Raw genomic sequence first — 20339 nt, forward strand, 5'->3', positions numbered from 1 at the left:
TCGTCAAGGGGTTGATGGGTTAGACTCTATTTTTGAGTTTAGATTTTCGTAGTAGATGGTGGCGGCGAGGAGCGCCGCCATAGGAGTTTCTTATGGAACTAAAGGGTGCTGTTTGTTCTTTGTTCAACAATTGGGCCAGATTGTTTAGTAAAGGAATCTTCAATAATATAATTTTTGAACGTTCTTAGAATTAGTTATGGTAAACTAATAGTAACTTTGTGAAAAAAGGGATATTGTACCAAAACGTTTACATTGCTTTTATTTTTCGAGAAAATAAAGGTACAATTAATACTTATTTAGCTTAAGGATTATAGATTATAAAAGATGATGAGGTAGGATAAAATGATTGCAAAAACAGAAGAGGATTTTAATGGTTTGAAGGAAATTGGCAAAATCGTTGCCTCCATTAGAGATGAATTGGTAAAAAGAACAATTCCAGGGATAACGACCAAAGAACTTGATGATGTAGCTGGAGAACTTTTAGAAAAGGCAGGTGCAGTTTCAGCTCCAAAAGGTGAATATGATTTTCCTGGCTATACTTGCATTAGTACTAATGAAGAAGTGGCACATGGTATTCCGGGTCATCGGGTTATTCATGAAGGGGATCTAGTGAATATAGATGTATCTGCTTCAAAGAACGGTTATTTCGCAGATACAGGAATCTCTTTTGTAGTAGGGGAGGGAGAAGAAGTATTAACGAAATTATGCGACGTTGCCAAAAAGGCATTTGAAGCAGGTCTTAAGAAAGCAAAACCCGGTGCCAAAAAAAGCAGAATCGGAAAAGCGGTATTCGAAACAGCGAGACAGCATGGATTCACCGTTATCAAAAACCTTACAGGACATGGTGTTGGACGTGGAATACACGAAGCGCCTGACCATATTTGTAATTATAATGATCCATGGGATAATGAACTATTAAAGGAAGGGATGGTTATCGCATTCGAACCATTTATTTCAACCTTTGAAGAAGAAGTATTCCAGGAAGAAGACGGTTGGACCTATGCGACAGAAAAAAGCTATGTAGCTCAATTGGAGCATACGATTATCCTTACTAAAAATGGTCCGATTATTGTCACACTTTAATTCAATTTTCGATCGGTGAACGCACACTTAAATAAGGGAGTTGCTTTTAGCAGCTCTTTTTCTTATGGAGTTAAAGGGGCAGGAAATCTGGCAACTTTATTTGGAAACTATGTTAAGATTAGGGCATTGTTGTTTTGAAAGGCGTTGGAATAATTGAGTCGAGTCAATCGAAAAACAAAGATCTACTTTTGGCTATCTGTTACACTTTTACTCTGTGGAATTGTTTCTTGGATACCTTATTTGGTCTTTAAAATGGAAGAATCTTATGGGATGTTAACATTTGTTCTTAACCCAATTGGAGTAGTATTAGGTTCTTATTCAAATAACAGATTAATAGCTTTTAGCAATTTATTTATGGTCTTTAGTTTTATTCCCGTTATGATATTTGTATATCTAACAAAAGGGTACATTCCTATGTGATCGTCAGGGGGGCTGACACTCCATCGAAAGTTCAGGTGCAATAGCAGTTAATCAGATCTGTCATATAGGCAAATTTTCTTATGGAACTAAAGGGGCAAGCTAGCATTCCTGCAGTCTACAGTACAGTCTTTGAAGATGCGAACGTTGATTGGAACATAGGGCACGCGCTTTCCCGCAGGAGTCTCGACCTTCCATTCCAATCAACTTTGTTTTAACAGTTAAATAGAATCCTTTTGCCTACAGTCTTTTTTGTTTTGGCTTACTTTGTTGCTATTTACCAAGTAAAGCGGTGTGGTTGATTTCCCCTCCAGATGCTCGCTTTCCGCGGGGCGGGCGGTGAGCCTCCTCGGCGAAAACGCCTGTGGGGTCTCACCTGTCCCGCTGCTCCCGCAGGAGTCTCGCACTTCCGCTCCAATCAACCTTAAATCGTTTCGTTTTAAAAACAACAATCTTTACGAAAAGAGCCTTTGTTATATAGCCACGTACATTACTTCTGTTTCTCTAACGCTAATTTCAACCCTTTTTGATAATATTGCTTCATCATTTCTTCAGGAACCATGCTTCCGCCAGTCCCCCAAATAATATGTGTACCATTGCTCATCTTTTCCGTTAAATGATGCTTTTGTATATAATCTATGCCCTCTTTACATAATTTACTTGGTCCTATCATGCCTGCTAGTGCGGAAGGTTCTAAATGGATCCCCTCTGTATCGACCAGTTCCTTTAGCAACTTATACAACTGTTCATCGCTAACCGTATAATTGCCGCTTAAAAAGGTTTCCATCGTTTTACCCACAAACCCGGATGGTTTTCCTACAGCAAGTCCATCCGCGTCTGTTACATTATCGATGCCAACATCTTGTACAGAAACTTTATCATGGAGTCCAGTCATTAAACCGAGTAGCATGCATGGCGAGTGGGTAGGCTCTGCAAAGAAACAGTGAACATGGTCTTGATACAATAATTTCAAACCAAATGCTACGCCTCCAGGACCACCACCCACTCCACATGGAAGGTAAACAAACAAAGGATGATTTTCATCGACAACTATCTCTAGCTCTTCCAATTGCTTCTGCAAACGGGATGCAGCCACTGCATATCCTAAAAATAGGTCGTGGGAATTTTCGTCATCCACAAAATAACATGTTGGGTCACTATCCGCTTGGATACGGCCTTCCTCTACAGCTTTACTATAATCAGCTTCATATTCAATGACTTTGACATTTTTGCTTCTAAGCAAGTCTTTTTTCCACTGTTTTGCATCAGCTGACATATGAACGGAAACATTAAAACCTAACTTTGCACTGATGATGCCAATACTAAGTCCTAAATTTCCAGTCGAACCTACTGCAATTGAATATTTTGAGAAAAGGGTTCGGAACCTATCACTATCCAAAATCGAATAATCATCATCAATTGTTAACAATTGATGTTGGAAAGCTAATTCTTCCGCATGTTTGAGAATTTCATAGATCCCGCCTCTTGCTTTAATGGATCCTGATATAGGAAGGTGACTATCACATTTTAGTAATAATTCTCCTAATATAGGTTGTTGATAATCCTGTTCCAGGGATTGCTTCATGGCAGGAATTCTCACTAAAGGAGATTCTATGATACCGTTCGTCCCTTTTGTTTCAGGGAAAACCTTTGCGATATATGGGGCAAAACGTTTCAATCTTTCCTCTGCATCTCTTACATCTTCTTGAGTAAGGGGGGATTTTTTAATTCCTGTTTGAAATTTTTCGACATTTGGATTGAGCCAAAATACTTCATCCGTCGAAATGAGCTTCTTTAATAAGGGATATTTGTCTTTCCATGATTGTAATTCTTTGCTTTCAATCTCTTTCATTGGGCCCCTCCTCATTTTCTTGTAACAAGTTGTTTGGTGAATTATAATTAAATAAAATTTAATATAGTTTAACACACAACCATCTCATTGTTAATTTAAATTAATTTTATTTAAATCTGATTTAATATATCGTTAAGGAGTAGCGGTTATGGAAAATATAGATATTGGCAAGAAAGTTGAAAAATATAGAAAAGCTAAAGGGTTGAGTAGTAGAGAGTTAGCAAAATTAGCTGAAATTACACCTTCAATGTTAAGCCAGATTGAACGGGGGTTGGCGAATCCTTCTATTCAAACCCTAAAGGTCTTAGCTAAAACCCTGAATGTTCCAACATTTAGTTTTTTACTGGAAGAAACGATTACGGAGGATTTAATCGTTAGGTCCAGTAAACGTAAGAAAATGATCATTGATCATTTGTCTTATGAGTTATTGTCACCAGATTTTACGGGTAATTTGGCAACAGCGATTATGAAAGTTCCTCCGAATATTTCCTCGTCAGAAAATCCTCTAGAACATAGAGGTGAGGAAGTGGCATATATTTTGGAAGGGAAAATCAAATTGTATTTAGGTGAAGAAGAATATATATTGGAAGCTGGTGATAGTGTGAAAATACCAGCAAATTTCAAACATAAATGGGAAAATAATTTTAATCAGAACGCAGCTGTTTTATTTTCCGTTACCCCGCCTGCGTTTTAATGAAAATATTTTTCTTTCACAATTGGGCGCGATTCTTTAATGAGAATCGCTATTCTTATGGAACTAAAGGGGCAGATCAGGTGTAGAAGGACTATTTCATGAATAATGGAATTATAATAAATGGAATAAATATTGAACTTTAGGACCGAGGTTCCCTAAAAAGTTACTTGATTTTAATAATTTTAATTGGATAGTAAGGGGGATTTTAGTATGAAAATAAAATGGTTTGGACATTCTGCCTTTTTACTAACATCCGAAAGTGGAACCAGGATTCTTATTGATCCATATTATCGTTTCATCCGTTACCGTATGCCGAGTGTTGAATCAGATATAGTTGCCGTTACACATAATCATTTCGATCACAATAAAATTCAAGCTGCAACAGGTGAATACTTGCTTGTAAATGAACCGAAGGAATACATCCGCGAAGATGTAAGAATTAGTGGATTCAAGACATTTCACGATAAGGTTAATGGCGAGAAGAGAGGCCCCAATATTTTATATCGATTCCAAATGGACGGACTAACTATCTGTCACTGTGGAGATTTAGGGCATCTACTATCAGAAGAACAAGTAAATGAAATTGGAAAAGTAGATATTCTTATCATTCCTGTAGGAGGTACATTCACGATAAATTCACTGGAAGCCACTCAAGTGATGCGTCAATTGAAGTCTACTATTACAATTCCCATGCATTATAGAACAAAGGCATTGTCGGTTGTTGGCCTGATGTTTTCAAAGCTAGATACGTTTCTTCAGATTTCCGGACAGCGAACAACCGAAGTTGAGACATTGGATATTTCCAAAGGGAATTTGTCAGAATATGCTGGTGTCGTAACTATGCTGTATGAATGAATGGATAAGAAACCCAGTTTATATAACGGGTCAGATTAGTTCAAGTAGAAAAAGGGAAGATACTAATCTGTGATGTTGAATCAATTAAACTTCCTCTTTACGTTATAAGGGGATAGAATATAAATAAAAAGGTGATTACAATTAAAAAAGTAAAAAGTATCCTATTTTTTCTTCTTGGGTCCATATCTCTTTTGATTGGTATTGCAGGGACTGTGTTACCAGTTCTGCCGGGCGGTCCGTTTTACTTATTTGCTGCTTTTTGCTTTGCTAAAAGTTCCAAGTCGATTGAAAACTGGTTTAAAAGCACCTCATTATATGAAAAATACGTTGAAGCATTCCTGCAAAAAAAAGGTATGACTCGAAGAGAGAAAATCAGAATCAATTTAATTGCCGATTTCTTCATCGTCATTTCTGTATTTTATGTGGACATCCTATTAGTGAAAATCTTATTGATTGTGCTCGCGCTCTACAAACATTATTATTTCATTAAAAAAATTAAGACAATCGATCCGAACAATACAAAACAAAGAGCTTTTTGAACCTTCAAATAACGGGTCCTTACTTCAATGAGGGAGTTGCTTCGGCAGCTCTTTTTCCTATGGAGCTAACGGGGCAGGGTAGTAAGAAAATCAATGTATTTTGGATAAGAAGGCCGCCATTTGGCGGCCTTTTGAATGTAAAAAGTACCCTTGATCAGCGGGTCATGCATGCCTTAACTCAGTGAACGAACTCCTTTAGTATGTGTGTTGCGAATTTTCAAAAAATAATATTGCAAAATGTAAACGATTCAAATAAAATCAATTTAAGGTAATTACATTTTTTTAACCTTAAAATAAACAATTGAGCTAATCCTTGTGGGTTAAGCTAATGTGTCCTAGTTGTTTTTGGGGGATTTTGTCCATCCATTAGGTAATGTTAGCTTCCTGAAGTATTAACTTAAAAAAATTTGAAAGGAGTACAGTACAAAGCTATCCATGTTTGCAAATAATAATATACCCCATTAAGAGAGAGGGAATTTCATGAATCAAGAACGATATTTGAAAAAGAAAATGGGCTTTTGGTCACTTACTGCATTATCTCTTGGAGGAATTATTGGATCAAGTTGGCTTTTTGGACCATGGAATACGGCAAAAATGGCTGGACCAGCTGCTATTATGTCTTGGATCATTGCTGCATTCGTCATTACGCTAATAGCCCTTGTTTATGCTGAATTAGCAAGGGTAAGACCTGAAACAGGCGGTTTAGGTCGTTATCCCCTTTATTCCCATGGAAAATTGCTCGCTACAGTGACTAGTTATTCGATTTGGCTTGGCTACTGTGCCACTGCACCCGTTGAATCATCGGGAGTTATTCAATACGCTAATGAGTTCTGGCCAGGCCTATATGATATATCCAAGGAGCAACTTACGACAACAGGAATTCTAGCATCGACTGTTTTAATGGTGTTCTTTGTTGTGGTGAACTATTTTGGAGTGAAATTATTTGCTGTCACGAATACCATTATTACCACGATTAAATTTATAGTGCCTGTCCTGACCATCGTTGCTTTTTTTATGACAGGTTTTCATGAAGAGAATTATACAAGTCATGGGTTTGCCCCCAATGGATATGGCGCAGGATTAAGCGCAATCTTAACTAGTGGTATATTTTTTGCCTATACAGGATTCGGGAATGTGGTAATGATGAGTGGCGAGGTGGTAAACCCAAGACGGAATATTCCGCTTGCCCTTATCACATCGCTGTCAGTCTCTGCAGTTTTATATGTTTTACTTCAAATCGTTTTTATAGGGGCCGTACCGCCCGAAATGCTAGCTAATGGTTGGAGTGGAATTAAATTTGACTCTCCATTTGCGAATTTAGCACTTATGGCGAATATGGTTTGGCTGTCATGGACCATTACAGCGGACGCAATGATTTCCCCAACTGGATCGGCGCTTGCTTATACAGCTGGAACTTCAAGACATGTTTTTGGAATGGCGAAGAGTGGATTTCTCCCTTCTTATTTCGGAACTATTAATAAAAGATTTGGCGTTCCAACACGTGCACTCACTCTCAACTTCCTCATTGGGTTGCTTTTCTTGTTCCCTTTAAAGAGTTGGACTGCAATTGTCGCAATCGTTGGAGCGATCGGGATTTTTAAATACGCCTCAGCATGCGTCACAGTAATGGTGTTTCGTAAGGTTGGTTTGACAAAAGACAACGGTATCCCAGGCATGAATTTTATCGCTCCTTTAGCCTTTGTATTTGCCACTCTACTTATCTATTGGACAAATTGGAGCAGGGTTCAACTTGCAATTTGGGGATTGGCAATTGGAATTGTTGGATATTTGATTACACACTTTATCAATAAACATAAATCGATGGAAATCATTGGCGGTATCTATCTCGTCATTTATATTCTGATGCTCGTTGGGATATCATCAATCGGAAATTTTGGTGGTAAGGGTATTATTCCAGAGCCATTTATGTCTTACATCGTGGCAATAATAGGGTTCGTTTTTTACTATTTCGCTGTTTATAACGGAGTCTGGTACATGCGGAAAAAGGGGAATGTTCAAGAGTTGCTGGATATGGATAACACATAAAATTAAATGTAATTTCATTTTACAAAAGGAGAAATGGTTATGAAGCTTTGGGGTGGACGTTTTAGAAAAGAAGAAAATAAATTAATGGAGGACTTTAATCGTTCTCTTCATGTTGATATGAGGCTATATTCTGAAGATATTAAAGGGAGCATTGCACATGTAAATATGCTTGTGAAATGTGAATTGCTTACCAAGGAAGAAGGAGAAAGTATTGTAAAGTCACTTCTTTCTATATTGGAAGATATCGAGAGCGGAGCATTAGTGATCGAAGGGGATTTTGAAGATATTCATAGTTTTGTTGAAGCAACATTAACGGAACGAATAGGTGAAACAGCAAAAAAACTCCATACAGCAAGAAGTCGTAATGATCAAGTTGCTTTAGATATCAGGCTTTACGCTAAAAATAAGGCGTTAGAAGTGATCGAGTATATTGAAGAGCTTCAAAATAACCTGGAAGAAAAGGCAAAAGCAAACAATGTGATCATGCCAGGATACACCCATCTACAGAGAGCTCAAGTAGTAACTCTTAAGCACCATTTAATGGCCTACTTCAATATGCTGGATAGGGACAGAAAAAGAGTTCTTAATGCAATTGAAATTATGAACGAAAGTCCACTGGGGTGTGGAGCATTGGCAGGGACGACTCATGTTATAGACCGAGAAATGACAGCAGAGGAGTTAGGGTTTTCAAAGCCTGTAAACAATTTCCTCGATGGTGTTAGTGATAGAGATTACCTTTTAGAACTAATGTCTAGCTTTTCGATCATCATGATGCATTTAAGCAGATTAAGTGAAGAACTGATTTTATGGAGCAGTCAAGAGTTTAAATTTATTACTATTGATGATGCATATTCTACAGGAAGCAGTATCATGCCTCAAAAGAAAAATCCTGATGCAGCAGAGCTTATAAGAGGAAAAACAGGACGAGTGTACGGTTCTCTTACTTCACTTTTAACAACGATGAAAGGGTTACCATTGGCTTATAATAAAGATATGCAGGAAGATAAAGAACCATTTTTTGATGCATTGGATACAGTTTTGTCTTGTCTGGAAATTATGTCCAATATGATTTCTACCATGAAGGTGAATACTGAGAATATGAAAAAAGCTGTAAAATATGGCTTTCTCAATGCAACAGAAGTCGCTGATTATTTAGTTAGCAAAGGGGTTGCGTTCAGAGATGCCCACAGTATCGTTGGGTCTATCGTCATTTATTGTGAAGATCATAATAAAGCAATAGAAGAGTTGACTCTAGACGAATTGAAGAGCTTAAATCCATTAATTGAAGGGGACTTATTTAACTTTATTGATTATCAAAATATATTAAATAAAGGCATTAAGGTGAACTTATTAAAATAATCTAGTTTTTTTCAATTGAAGAGCTATAGCATAGAAGATAAGTACGATCTATGCTAATAGCTCTTTATATTTTTTAAAACACATAATCAAACTCCCCTTTTAAAACAAGAGATACAATGTCTTGTGATGTGATAAATGTTTTTCCAACAGAAGAAGGATTAAACTTTAATTTCTTTCATTTTAAAGATAAGATTAAAGAAATTAAGTTTTTTGAACTAAGGAGAAAAATATGTATAAAATTGGGGTAGTTGGTCCTAATTCATCAGTTGAGCGCATTATTAATTTAGGTAAAGAATATGAGTCGATCATGGAATTTAAAGCCTACCCATATGAGGATTTCAGAGAAACTGAAAAAATCGTTTTGGAATTCAATAAAAATGTGGATGTCTGGTTTTTTTCTGGCCAAATTTCATATATGGTTGCAAAAAATACTGTGGGAATAGGGGATAACCTATTATATATTGATCATACTGAATCAGGCATCTATAAAAGCCTTTTGCATATGGGATATTTCCAAAAGGAATTTTTAAGTAAAGTAAGTATCGATGAAATAACTACAACCCATTTAGAGCAGGCGTTAAAACAAATAGATATTACTCCAAAAGAAATGTATATAAAAAACTTCAATATTGATTCAAGCACGGAAGAATTAATCGCATTCCATCTTGATTTATGGAAAGCCGGAAAAACGGAAGGTGCAATAACTTGTTTCGAGGCTGTATATCTAAATTTAAAAGAAGCAGGAGTACCAACCTATCGAATATCCACAACCGATATGGAAATTCGCCAATCATTAAGAATTCTTGCAGAAAAATCGAGAACTTTTTACTTTAGGGACACCCAAATTGGTGTTCAAATTATTGAAATTGAACATTTTGAGAAAATATTTGAGAAAGCTAAAAGCTCGTACCATCTACAATTTCTAGAGATAAAATTAAAAGAAACCCTTCTTGGATTTTGCGAACAATTGGAGGGATCATTAGTTGAGAAGGGAAATGGCCGCTACTTTATCTTTAGTACACGGGGTACAATTGAATCCAAAATCAAAGATTTAAAAGATACGGTCTTTCTGTTGTCAAATGAATCCAATGCTACTGTAACCGTAGGAATTGGATATGGTCAAACACTTCACTCAGCAGAAATAAACGCTCAGCGTGCCATCCAACTTTCAAAAGAAAAGTCAGAGAAGGGCATCGTCATTGTACAAGAGGACGGAACAATGATCGAGTCTGCGGGTGAAGAGGAAGAATTACGTTTTTCTTACCGGATAGATGACAAGGATTTTATGGAAAAACTAAAAAAAGCCAAAATAAGTGTGAAAAATTATAATAAATTATATGCTTTAGTTAACAGATTGAAACTGAACGATTTTACAATAAAAGATTTAACAACGCATCTCTATTGGGATGAAAGTAATGCACGGCGTATTGTAGTAGGTTTATGTGATGTTGATTTAGCAGAAATCATTGGTGAGGAATCTTATTCTTCTCGAGGAAGACCAAGTAAAATTTATCGTTTAAAATAGCACCCATTTTTCGGGTGTTTTTAGACTTTTAGCTTTTATCCCTAAGGGCAGTTCTAAACTGGATATTAAAATAACCCATGATTTTACCGTTATATTGCCAAAGGACTTCTATAAAGAAAATGAAATATAAGATAGCTCGACTATTTAAAGGCATCCATTAAGGATGCCTGATTTTTTTATGTGGTAGCTCTAAAAGTGAATTTTTTGAAATTGGTTAAACTAGTGGTATCGATTGATTCTTAAAATATTTACGAAAAATGTTGACAAAGTCCACTAATCAAAATAAAGTATTAGTGGATAAAGTCCACTAAAAAAGGAAGTAAAGAATGAATATAAGTAAAAATACCATGGCTGATATACGGCAATTCAATAGATTTTATACCAATATACTTGGTGTATTGGATAAGCATATTTTGGATACCGGATATTCTTTCACTGAGGCACGGGTAATTTTAGAAATCGGTTTGATGGAGCAGTGTATAGCAAACAATTTGGTTGATAAGCTGGAAATTGATCGCAGCTATATGAGCAGGATAATTAACAAGCTGAGTAAAGATGGACTGGTTATGAAGGAAAACTCGACCTTGGATAACAGAACTAGTCTGATTCGGTTGACACCTGAAGGGTTGACTCTATTTAACCAGCTTAATGAACGATCTGATGAACAAATAGTGAGGTTATTCCAAGGATTATCACAAAATGAAATAAAAGAAATCCATGCTTCTATGATGTTCATTCAGAAGAAACTGGATAGTTTGGGGAGAATATAGGATGATACGTTTTGAAAATGATTATACAGAAGGTGCTCATAAGCGAATTCTGAAACGATTAATAGAAACCAATGAAGAACAAACACCCGGATATGGAGTGGATGAACACTGTGAAAAAGCGAGGGCTTACATTCGGAAAGAGTGTGATGCGGCGAATGCAGATATCCACTTTTTAGTAGGGGGAACACAAACGAATACAACGATAATCGCTTCCATTTTACGGCCGCATCAAGGTGCAGTTGCTGCAATTACCGGGCATATTGCGGTACATGAAACAGGAGCAATTGAAGCCACTGGTCATAAAATACTTACTTTGCCGAGTGATGATGGAAAAATTCAAGCTGAACAGGTGAAAGAATTATATGATGCTCACTGGAATGATGTTACTCATGAGCATATGGTACAGCCAGGCTTGGTTTACATTTCTAACCCTACGGAAAATGGAACGACTTATAGTAAAGCCGAATTGGAAGCATTAAGTAAAGTTTGCCGGGAATGCGGTTTGCCATTGGTATTGGATGGAGCTAGATTAGGGTATGGTTTGGCTTCAAAAGACAGCGATTTAACCATGGCGGATGTTGCAAGGCTATGTGATGTGTTCTATATAGGGGGAACGAAAGTTGGTGCAATGTTTGGTGAAGCGGCAGTCATCATGAATGATGCCCTGAAAAAGGATTTTCGGTATTTTATCAAGCAAAAGGGAGGATTACTGGCTAAAGGGAGACTATTGGGAATCCAGTTTGAAACCTTATTTGAAGATGGCTTATACTATGAAATTTCCAATCATGCCGTCGAAATGTCCATGATGATTCGAGAAGCATTTGTTGAAAATGGATTTTCATTACGATATGATTCCACATCAAATCAGCAGTTTCCCATTTTGCCTGAAGATGTAATTATGGAATTAGGCAAAAAGTATTCATTCTCCTTCTGGGAACAGGTCGATGCTACACACAGTGCTGTGAGATTTTGCACCAGTTGGGCTACGAAAAAAGAACATGTTGAAATGCTGGTAGAGGATATCAAGGCAACAAAAGGAGAAAAAAATGGCCACGATAGAGTTATATTTAGAGGATAGTTATCTAAAAGAATGTTCGGCAAATATTGTTTCTATACAAGACCGGTTTGTCGTGTTCGATCAAACCATTTTTTATCCAGGTGGCGGCGGGCAGCCTTGTGACCGGGGGGTTATTAAACAAGGTGATGAAACCTATAATATAGTAACGGTAAAAAAAATTGATGGTGAAATCATGCATGAACTAGAACGCCCATTACAGGATATGAATCAAAAGGTAGACATGCAGATTGACTGGTCTTGGCGGTTTCGGAATATGCAGTATCACACATTATTGCATGTCATGTCAGGTTATTTATACCAACATTACCATGCTTTAGCCACAAGCAGTCAAATTGAGAAAGATCATGCGAGATTAGAGCTGTCTTTCTCTCCTGAAGTAATGGAAGAAATACCATTTGATTACTTGGAACGATCGATAAAGAAGGTCCTGGCACAGCCCCATAATGTTTACACGAAAACAATTAGCAGGACTGAGGCAGAGCAAAAGGAAGGGTTCATTAAAACGGTCATTAATTTACTTCCAGCCTCTCTTAACGAAATTCGAATCGTTCAAATCAAAGATATTGATGAGCAAGCGTGTGGCGGAACCCACGTCAACAACACAAATGAAATTAAAGACTTTTCCGTTATGAAAATTCAACAAAAAGGCCCGACGAAAAAAAGGATTAAAATTCAACTACTGGATTAAGCTATGCTATCCAATCCTTCTTCACTATATGGCTGGCTATTGTTTAGGGTGAGGGGGATGTTCGTGAATATAAAGAGGAAAAAGTCTTTGATACTATGTTTTATAGTTTTGTCATTTTCTGCAATTGTTATCATCTCAAACTTTAATTCACTCGAAAGCACCAAAAGTGCATGTATTGAAAACTGTAAAACACCTAACGTTGAAAAGGGCTTCTTGGCTATTAACTGGTCTGTATCATGTGAATAATACTACATCAATAAGGGAGTTGCATTGGCAGCTCTTTTTTTTATGGAGCTAAAGCCGGATTGTTGAGGAACTTTTTAATGAAATGAGGGATTTATGTTTTAAAGGATTATGATTAGAATAATAAAAAAACAACCAGTCATATAACGGGTTGTCTTTTGGCTTGGATTCAATTTAATTGACAGTAAACATCCATGAAATACCAAATTTATCCTTCAAAGAACCGTGAAGTTTCGCAAAGAATGTTTCATGAAGATCCATATGTATAGATCCATCCTCTTTTAATAAGCTCCATGCCTTTCTGGCTTTTTCCTCCGAGTTAAGCTCCACGCTTACAACCACTTTGTCACTATCATTCAATTCGCGTTTTGAATCAGAACCCATAATATATCCATCTTCTGTGATTCTTAATTGTGAGTATAGAACAAGTTCTTTATCACTCTCTTCAACAGGAAAGTCTGGACTTGATGGGAGCTCACTATATTTCTGCATCGCAATAAGTTCCCCGCCAAATGCCTCCATATAAAGTTTGAAAGCCTCTTCGCATTCTCTATTAAACATTAAATAAGGTTTAATCATTTTCATTCTCCTTTGAATTAAGATTGGATTCCTTGTCTTCATACCAGTATATACGAACGTAGGTTCTATTTTCAAATAAAAACTTCTAAATCATTCTTTTTTATTAAGGCTGTTTTCGCATTCTTTGTTGCTATTTACCAAGTAAAGCGGTGTGGTTGATTTCCCCTCCAGATGATCGCTTTCCACGGGGCGGGCGGTGAGACTCCTGGGGTCTCACCTGTCCCGCTGCTCCCGCAGGAGTCTCGCACTTGCGCTCCAATCAACCTGAAATCGTTTCGTTTTAAAAACAACAATCTTTACGAAAAGAGCGCCTTTATTAAAAACTTAAACCTGTATCATTATGTACAAAAATATCATTATTTTATTCTCCACGTGAAGGAATATAATGCTAATAAATCGTAGTATAAAGATGAATACTACATTATTAAGTGCTCTTGCAGAGCCAATTCGATTAAGGGCGGATTCGACTTCCATTGGCATCTAAACATCTAAGTGTGCTTTATATATCATGAGTGGTGGAATTTTATGCGGAAGCAAATCGTCGAATTTATAAGCTTCGTTCAGAACCCTTTAAGGCATTAAACATTTGGTTGGAACGGTATCGTGAAAACTTTATCTTAAAGGAGCTACAAAATAAAACACAATAATTGGAGGAATAAAATGTTTACAAAAACTGAAATTATCCTTAGTTTCAACGCTACTCGTGAGCTTGTATTTAAGGCATTTACCGAATCAGAACATCTGCAGAACTGGTGGGGCCCAAAAGGATGGGCTTTTGATATTTCCGAGTTTGAGGTTCGCGAGGATGGTGTCTTACATTATAGCCAGACATCTCCTGACGGTAATGTAATGTGGGTCAAATTTGCTTATCAAGAAGTAAAAGCTCCAGAGAAACTTGTTTACACCTCATTCTTTTCTGATGAAAAGGGTAACATCGTACGTGCTCCTTTTAACGACAACTGGCCATTGGAAATTCTCAATACTTTTACATTCACCGAGCATGAAGGTAAAACAGTACTTACAATGATTGGGACACCTGTATCTCCAACTGAGGAGGAAATGAAAACTTACGAGGAATCGCAGGAAATGGTACAGGCGGGCTTTTCTGGAACCTTCGTTCAACTCGCTGGTTACCTCGCGAATATTTCAGAAAACTGATATAGGTCGATGAAGAATAAAAGAACACTGAGAACACTGTTAACAGCAGAGTTCTCAGTGTTCTTATTGAAGGGTAACGAAAAAAGCCTGATTTCTTAAAATAGAAATCGGGCTCATTAATATAGGAATTCATTATCATTTTTGTAGTCTTGTGAAATTTCTCTTCCTTTAATCATTGATAAAAAAGAAAAACTGTGGTAAATTTATATAGTTACACACTGTTGAAGGATTTTTATATAAATTATCCCTATTTTAATTATACTTCATAAAGTCCTTTTCAGTCAACCCCTATTTTTATTTTTTTAAGGAGTGTTTGATGAACATGGAACTTCACCAGGAGCAAGAACGAGCGGACCGCGCAATTGGTTGATCAGATTAATATTTTTTGTCATAAGATTCGTCTTGGTATGAAGCAATAAATGGGAGGGAAAGAAATGAAACCATATGTACTGGAGTTTCGGGAAATCGATAAAACGCAACTTTTGCTCGCCGGAGGAAAAGGGGCGAATTTAGGGGAACTATCGAAGATTCAGGGAATACAAGTGCCCGAAGGATTTTGTGTTACGACAGAAGGCTATCAAAAAGCCCTCGAACAAAACGAAGCTTTCTACGCATTGGTGGATCAACTAACACTGCTGAAAGTGGAGGATCGAGATCAAATTGGTGAAATCAGCAGGAAGATTCGGGAAATCATTATGGAAGTGGAAATTCCTTCCGATGTAGTAAAGGCTGTTGCCCACTATCTCTCCCGGTTTGGTGATGAACATGCTTATGCAGTGCGTTCTAGTGCGACAGCTGAGGATTTGCCACATGCCTCTTTTGCTGGTCAACAAGACACCTATTTAAATATCATTGGCAAAGAAGCAATCATGCAGCATATCAGCAAATGTTGGGCTTCCCTGTTTACGGATCGCGCGGTAATCTACCGAATGCAAAATGGTTTTGACCACAGTCAAGTTTATTTATCCGTTATCGTTCAAAAAATGGTTTTCCCACAGGCTTCAGGGATTTTATTTACCGCTGATCCGATTACTTCTAATCGAAAGCTGCTATCAATCGATGCCAGTTTTGGACTTGGAGAAGCACTGGTCTCTGGCTTGGTATCTGCCGATAACTATAAAGTGCAAGAAGAGAAAATCGTCGATAAGATGATAGCAACCAAAAAATTGGCTATCCATGGACTAAAAGAAGGCGGAACGGAGATCCAGCAGATCGATCCCGGTCGGCAAAAGAATCAAACACTTACTGAACCACAAATATTACAACTGGCACGCACAGGAAGGCAGATCGAAGCTTACTTTGGCTACCCGCAAGATATCGAATGGTGTTTGGTTGATGATACATTTTATATTGTCCAGAGTCGGCCAATCACTACTTTATACCCGATACCCGAAGCGAATGATCAGGAGAATCACGTGTATGTATCTGTCGGTCACCAACAAATGATGACCGATTCCATGAAACCACTGGGATTGTCTTTTTTCCTGTTAACGACTAATGCACCCATGCGTAAAGCTGGTGGAAGGTTGTTTGTTGATGTCACACATATGCTGGCTTCACCTGACAGCAGAAAAATGTTATTAGATGCCATGGGACAACACGATCCGCTCATGAAAGGCGCACTCATTACCATAATAGAGCGGGGAGATTTCATAAAACCTTTACCAAATGATAAGGAAGGACAGAGTTCCCGTAAAAGCAATAAAAGTGTGTCGTCTGCGGATTCAAGGGCACAATTCGAAAACGACCCGACAATCGTTTCTGATTTGATTAAGAGCAGTCAAACATCGATAGAAGAGTTAAAACAAAACATCCAAACGAAATCAGGATCGGATTTATTTGATTTTATTCTGGAAGATATCCAGCTATTAAAGAAGATTTTATTTGACCCACAAAGTTCAGCTGTGTTTATGGCTGCTATGGATGCTTCATCATGGATCAATGAAAAAATGAACAAGTGGTTAGGTGAAAAAAACGCAGCAGATACGCTTTCTCAATCTGTACCAAACAATATTACTTCGGAAATGGGTCTGGCGCTATTGGATATCGCAGATGTGATTCGTCCTAATCCAGAAGTAATTGATTATTTACAGCATGTAAAAGATGATAACTTTTTGAATGAACTGGTTAAGTTTGATGGTGGACAGGAAACCCAAGACGCTATCGATGATTATCTCCGCAAATACGGAATGCGATGTACCGGAGAAATCGATATTACTAAAACTCGTTGGAGCGAAAAACCAACTACACTCATCCCTATGATTCTCAGTAATATCAAAAACTTTGAGCCTGATGCCAGCAATCGGAAATTTGAGCAAGGGCGACAGGAAGCTTTGAAAAAAGAACAAGAGTTATTGGCTCGATTGAAGCAATTACCGGATGGTGAACAAAAAGCCAAAGAAACAAAACGGATGATCAGCCTAATCCGGAATTTCATCGGTTATCGGGAATATCCCAAATACGGCATGGTTAATCGCTACTTCGTTTATAAGCAGGCTTTACTGAAAGAAGCCGAACAACTCTTACAAGCCAAAGTCATTCGTGAAAAAGAAGATATATACTACCTCACTTTTGAAGAACTTCACGAAGTCGTACGCACAAATAAATTGGATTACCAGATCATCAGCAAACGTAAAGAAGAGTACAATTTATATGAAAAACTGACTCCGCCACGTGTTATCACCTCTGATGGTGAAATCATTGCAGGGGAGTACAAACGAGAAAATCTTCCAGCCGAAGCTATTGCAGGTCTACCTGTTTCTTCCGGAGTTATTGAGGGAAGGGCACGTGTCATCTTAAACATGGATGATGCGAATTTAGAAGAGGGAGATATATTGGTCACCCCATTTACCGACCCTAGCTGGACACCATTGTTTGTTTCCATAAAAGGTCTAGTTACCGAGGTTGGTGGACTGATGACCCATGGGGCGGTTATCGCGCGTGAATATGGCTTACCGGCGGTTGTCGGGGTTGAAAATGCCACCAAGATCATAAGAGACGGGCAACGAATTCGCGTGCATGGAACAGAAGGGTATATCGAAATAATATAATTCATTACATTTAAATCATAAAGGTAGTAACCAAAGCCCCAATTCCCGCCTGCAACACCGGGAATTGGGGCTTTTTTATATTTGGATTTTAATAATGTCGTAAATTCGCAGTTTTCTATTCAAGTGATGCTATTTCAGCATGTGGATGGGAACCATTCTGAAAAAAATTGTTTCCATTTACTTACGATAGCTTCTGGCATTGGGCCCTATTAACTCGTTATAATACCCTATTTCCTTAGTATTCCAACTGTAGTATCTTTGTTTGACAGAATACATAAATAGGGACAGTCCCACACAAACACCCCCGCAAAGGAGGCCTTACAAATGAGTGAAGAATCAATACTAATCGTGGAAGACGAAGAAAAAATCTTGAGACTGCTTGAATTGGAGCTTGAAATTGAAGGCTACCAAATTGGAAAGGCAATGGACGGGAATCAAGCCCTTGAAGCGTATCGATCAGGAAAATGGGATTTGATCTTATTGGATGTGATGCTTCCAGGTATAAGCGGGATCGAGCTGCTTCGGAAAATTCGTATGAAAAACAGTTCCACCCCAGTCATCCTGTTAACTGCAAAAGGCTCTGTTGAAGATAAAGTTTCCGGTCTTGATCTCGGCGCGAATGACTACATCACTAAACCTTTCCAAATTGAGGAATTGCTTGCCCGAATTCGAGCAGTTTTAAGAATGCGGACTGCTGTACCTTCAATGGAAGATGAAGACGATGGATGGCTCAATACCGCTGATTTAAAGGTGAATGTCAAAACACGCGAAGTCATTAGAGGTGAAAGTGAAATTGACCTAACACCAAAAGAGTATGATTTACTTCTTTATTTACTGAAGAATAAGCGTCAAGTGCTAAACCGGGATCAAATTCTGGAAGCGGTTTGGGGGTATGATTTCTATGGAGAAACAAACGTTGTGGATGTGTATATCCGATATGTTCGCAAAAAGCTCGAATATGGCTTTGATACCCCGCTTATTCATACTGTAAGAGGCGTTGGCTACGTCATGAAGGATGCAAAATGAGGCTACGGAAGAAAATAAATTTATATACAGCGGTGTTATTCATTTTCCTGCTCCTTTTAATGAATGTTTCCATTTATTTTATATTCAGTAATCTGATGATGGTGAATGAACTTAACCGTGCGAAAGCGGAGACAAAGAAAATTGCCTTCGATGTTAGTAAAAATGTTAATGATATTTCACCAAATGATTTACTTCGGGCCTATCTGCCTATAGATGGCATGATCGGTATTGTAAACGAAGATCAACGAAAAGGAACACTCGTTACATCCGATTCTGAAAAACAATTGAGCAATCGGGATAGTGGCTTTTATCCGGGTGAGAAGAGTGCGATCATCACTTATCATCATAAAAAGTATGTATTCGTTTCAAACCCGATCGTTTGGGGAGATGGAAGTGTAGTTAATCTGCAAATCACCAAAAGCATGACAGCAACGGAAGAAATGCTCGCTGTTCTGCGCATCGTATTAACCGCTGTAACGGTCATTGCCATGATACCTGTTCTAATATCAAGCACCATTCTTAGTAACTTCATCGCCCGTCCGATTCGATCGATGATTGATACGATGAAGGAGATTCAAACAAGCGGCCAATTTAAGCGACTTAGCCTAGAGGAAAAATCAAAAGATGAACTTGTGGAAATGGGAAATACCTTTAATCACATGATCGATTTGCTGCAAGCCAACTTTGAAAAACAGGAGCAATTCGTATCGAATGCTTCACATGAATTAAAAACACCGCTAACTGTCATCGAAAGCTATGCAAGTCTTTTGAAGAGAAAAGGGTTGGAGCGCCCTGATTTGTTTGATGAATCTATAGAGGCCATACATTCTGAAGCCATAAGAATGAGGGAAATGACAGAGGAAATGCTCCTGCTTGCAAAGCATCAGGAAAAATGGAATATAGAGAAGGAAACCATCATTCTGAACGACATCATTGCAGAGTTAGCGAAAGTGTATAAAAATGCGTACAATCGAACAGTGGAGATATATAGTGGCGATGCAATTGAAGCAGTAACGGACATTCAAAAGTTAAAACAGCTTTTGTTCATTTTTTTAGACAATGCAAGAAAATATAGTGACGAGCATATCTCAGTCTACATAGGACAAACAAGTGATGAAGCATATATCCGCATCGAAGACAGAGGGGATGGAATTCCAAAGGCTGAATTGCCAAAAGTGTTCGATCGCTTTTATCGTGTAGATAAAGCGAGAAGCCGAAAGCAAGGCGGATCAGGATTGGGGCTTACCATGGCAAAGGAAATTGCTGATGCAATTGATGTGCGGATTGAAATGGATAGTCTCGAAGGCAGGGGAACGATCGTCACCCTTTTATTTAATTGAGTCTCTTAAATAGTGAATTCTTATCGGTCTCATTTTA

Annotated in this window: 16 protein-coding genes and 1 pseudogene; 15 read left to right on the top strand and 2 right to left on the bottom strand. The window is 37.9% G+C overall.

Going from position 1 to position 20339, the window contains the following annotated elements; all coding sequences use genetic code 11:
- The first annotated feature begins 342 nt into the window (after positions 1 to 342).
- Complete coding sequence (gene map / locus BW986_RS00005) at positions 343 to 1083, top strand: type I methionyl aminopeptidase (protein ID WP_076363975.1); 741 nt, start codon at positions 343 to 345, stop codon at positions 1081 to 1083.
- Between the two features lie 907 nt (positions 1084 to 1990).
- Here map and BW986_RS00015 read toward each other — a convergent pair.
- The gene (locus BW986_RS00015) at positions 1991 to 3352 is read right to left on the bottom strand and encodes a D-serine ammonia-lyase (protein WP_076363977.1); all 1362 of its coding nucleotides are present in this window, start codon (positions 3350 to 3352) and stop codon (positions 1991 to 1993) included.
- 148 nt (positions 3353 to 3500) lie between these two features.
- On the opposite strand from BW986_RS00015, the gene BW986_RS00020 reads away from it, so the two are divergent.
- The 9 genes from BW986_RS00020 (at position 3501) to BW986_RS00065 (ending at position 12906) form a co-directional block, all read left to right on the top strand.
- A complete protein-coding gene (locus tag BW986_RS00020) occupies positions 3501 to 4046 on the top strand; it encodes a cupin domain-containing protein (protein ID WP_076363978.1) in 546 nt (181 codons plus the stop codon).
- Between the two features lie 210 nt (positions 4047 to 4256).
- Positions 4257 to 4901: an MBL fold metallo-hydrolase gene (locus BW986_RS00025; RefSeq protein ID WP_076363979.1), complete on the top strand. Its 645-nt coding sequence runs from the start codon at positions 4257 to 4259 to the stop codon at positions 4899 to 4901.
- Positions 4902 to 5032: 131 nt separating this feature from the next.
- A complete protein-coding gene (locus tag BW986_RS00030; RefSeq protein WP_260320445.1) occupies positions 5033 to 5440 on the top strand; it encodes a YbaN family protein in 408 nt (135 codons plus the stop codon).
- 480 nt (positions 5441 to 5920) lie between these two features.
- On the top strand, positions 5921 to 7486 hold the full coding sequence (locus BW986_RS00040) for an APC family permease (RefSeq protein ID WP_076363982.1): 1566 nt from the start codon (positions 5921 to 5923) through the stop codon (positions 7484 to 7486).
- A 39-nt stretch (positions 7487 to 7525) separates the two neighbouring features.
- A complete protein-coding gene (gene argH / locus BW986_RS00045) occupies positions 7526 to 8845 on the top strand; it encodes an argininosuccinate lyase (protein WP_076363984.1) in 1320 nt (439 codons plus the stop codon).
- Positions 8846 to 9074: 229 nt separating this feature from the next.
- Positions 9075 to 10370, top strand: a complete 1296-nt coding sequence (locus BW986_RS00050; protein ID WP_076363986.1) for a hypothetical protein — start codon at positions 9075 to 9077, stop codon at positions 10368 to 10370.
- A gap of 326 nt (positions 10371 to 10696) precedes the next feature.
- A complete protein-coding gene (locus BW986_RS00055) occupies positions 10697 to 11140 on the top strand; it encodes a MarR family winged helix-turn-helix transcriptional regulator (RefSeq protein WP_076363988.1) in 444 nt (147 codons plus the stop codon).
- Between the two features lies 1 nt (position 11141).
- Positions 11142 to 12218, top strand: a complete 1077-nt coding sequence (locus BW986_RS00060; RefSeq protein ID WP_076363990.1) for a threonine aldolase family protein — start codon at positions 11142 to 11144, stop codon at positions 12216 to 12218.
- Complete coding sequence (locus BW986_RS00065) at positions 12187 to 12906, top strand: alanyl-tRNA editing protein (protein WP_076363992.1); 720 nt, start codon at positions 12187 to 12189, stop codon at positions 12904 to 12906. Before BW986_RS00060 ends, BW986_RS00065 begins: the two co-directional genes overlap by 32 nt.
- A gap of 417 nt (positions 12907 to 13323) precedes the next feature.
- On the opposite strand, the gene BW986_RS00070 is transcribed toward BW986_RS00065, so the two are convergent.
- Positions 13324 to 13728, bottom strand: coding sequence for a VOC family protein (locus BW986_RS00070; RefSeq protein WP_076363994.1), 405 nt, complete (start codon positions 13726 to 13728; stop codon positions 13324 to 13326).
- A gap of 461 nt (positions 13729 to 14189) precedes the next feature.
- On the opposite strand from BW986_RS00070, the pseudogene BW986_RS31165 reads away from it, so the two are divergent.
- The 5 genes and pseudogenes from BW986_RS31165 to BW986_RS00095 all read left to right on the top strand — a co-directional run.
- Positions 14190 to 14375: pseudogene (locus BW986_RS31165) on the top strand (ArsR/SmtB family transcription factor); the annotation flags it as partial.
- Positions 14376 to 14388: 13 nt separating this feature from the next.
- On the top strand, positions 14389 to 14886 hold the full coding sequence (locus BW986_RS00080) for an SRPBCC family protein (RefSeq protein WP_076363996.1): 498 nt from the start codon (positions 14389 to 14391) through the stop codon (positions 14884 to 14886).
- A gap of 434 nt (positions 14887 to 15320) precedes the next feature.
- Complete coding sequence (ppsA, locus tag BW986_RS00085) at positions 15321 to 17936, top strand: phosphoenolpyruvate synthase (protein ID WP_076363998.1); 2616 nt, start codon at positions 15321 to 15323, stop codon at positions 17934 to 17936.
- A gap of 324 nt (positions 17937 to 18260) precedes the next feature.
- Positions 18261 to 18962: a response regulator transcription factor gene (locus tag BW986_RS00090; RefSeq protein ID WP_076364000.1), complete on the top strand. Its 702-nt coding sequence runs from the start codon at positions 18261 to 18263 to the stop codon at positions 18960 to 18962.
- On the top strand, positions 18959 to 20302 hold the full coding sequence (locus BW986_RS00095; RefSeq protein WP_076364002.1) for a sensor histidine kinase: 1344 nt from the start codon (positions 18959 to 18961) through the stop codon (positions 20300 to 20302). Before BW986_RS00090 ends, BW986_RS00095 begins: the two co-directional genes overlap by 4 nt.
- The last annotated feature ends 37 nt before the right edge of the window (positions 20303 to 20339 follow it).

The organism is Peribacillus simplex, assembly GCF_900156045.1.
GTDB lineage: Bacteria > Bacillota > Bacilli > Bacillales > DSM-1321 > Peribacillus > Peribacillus simplex_D.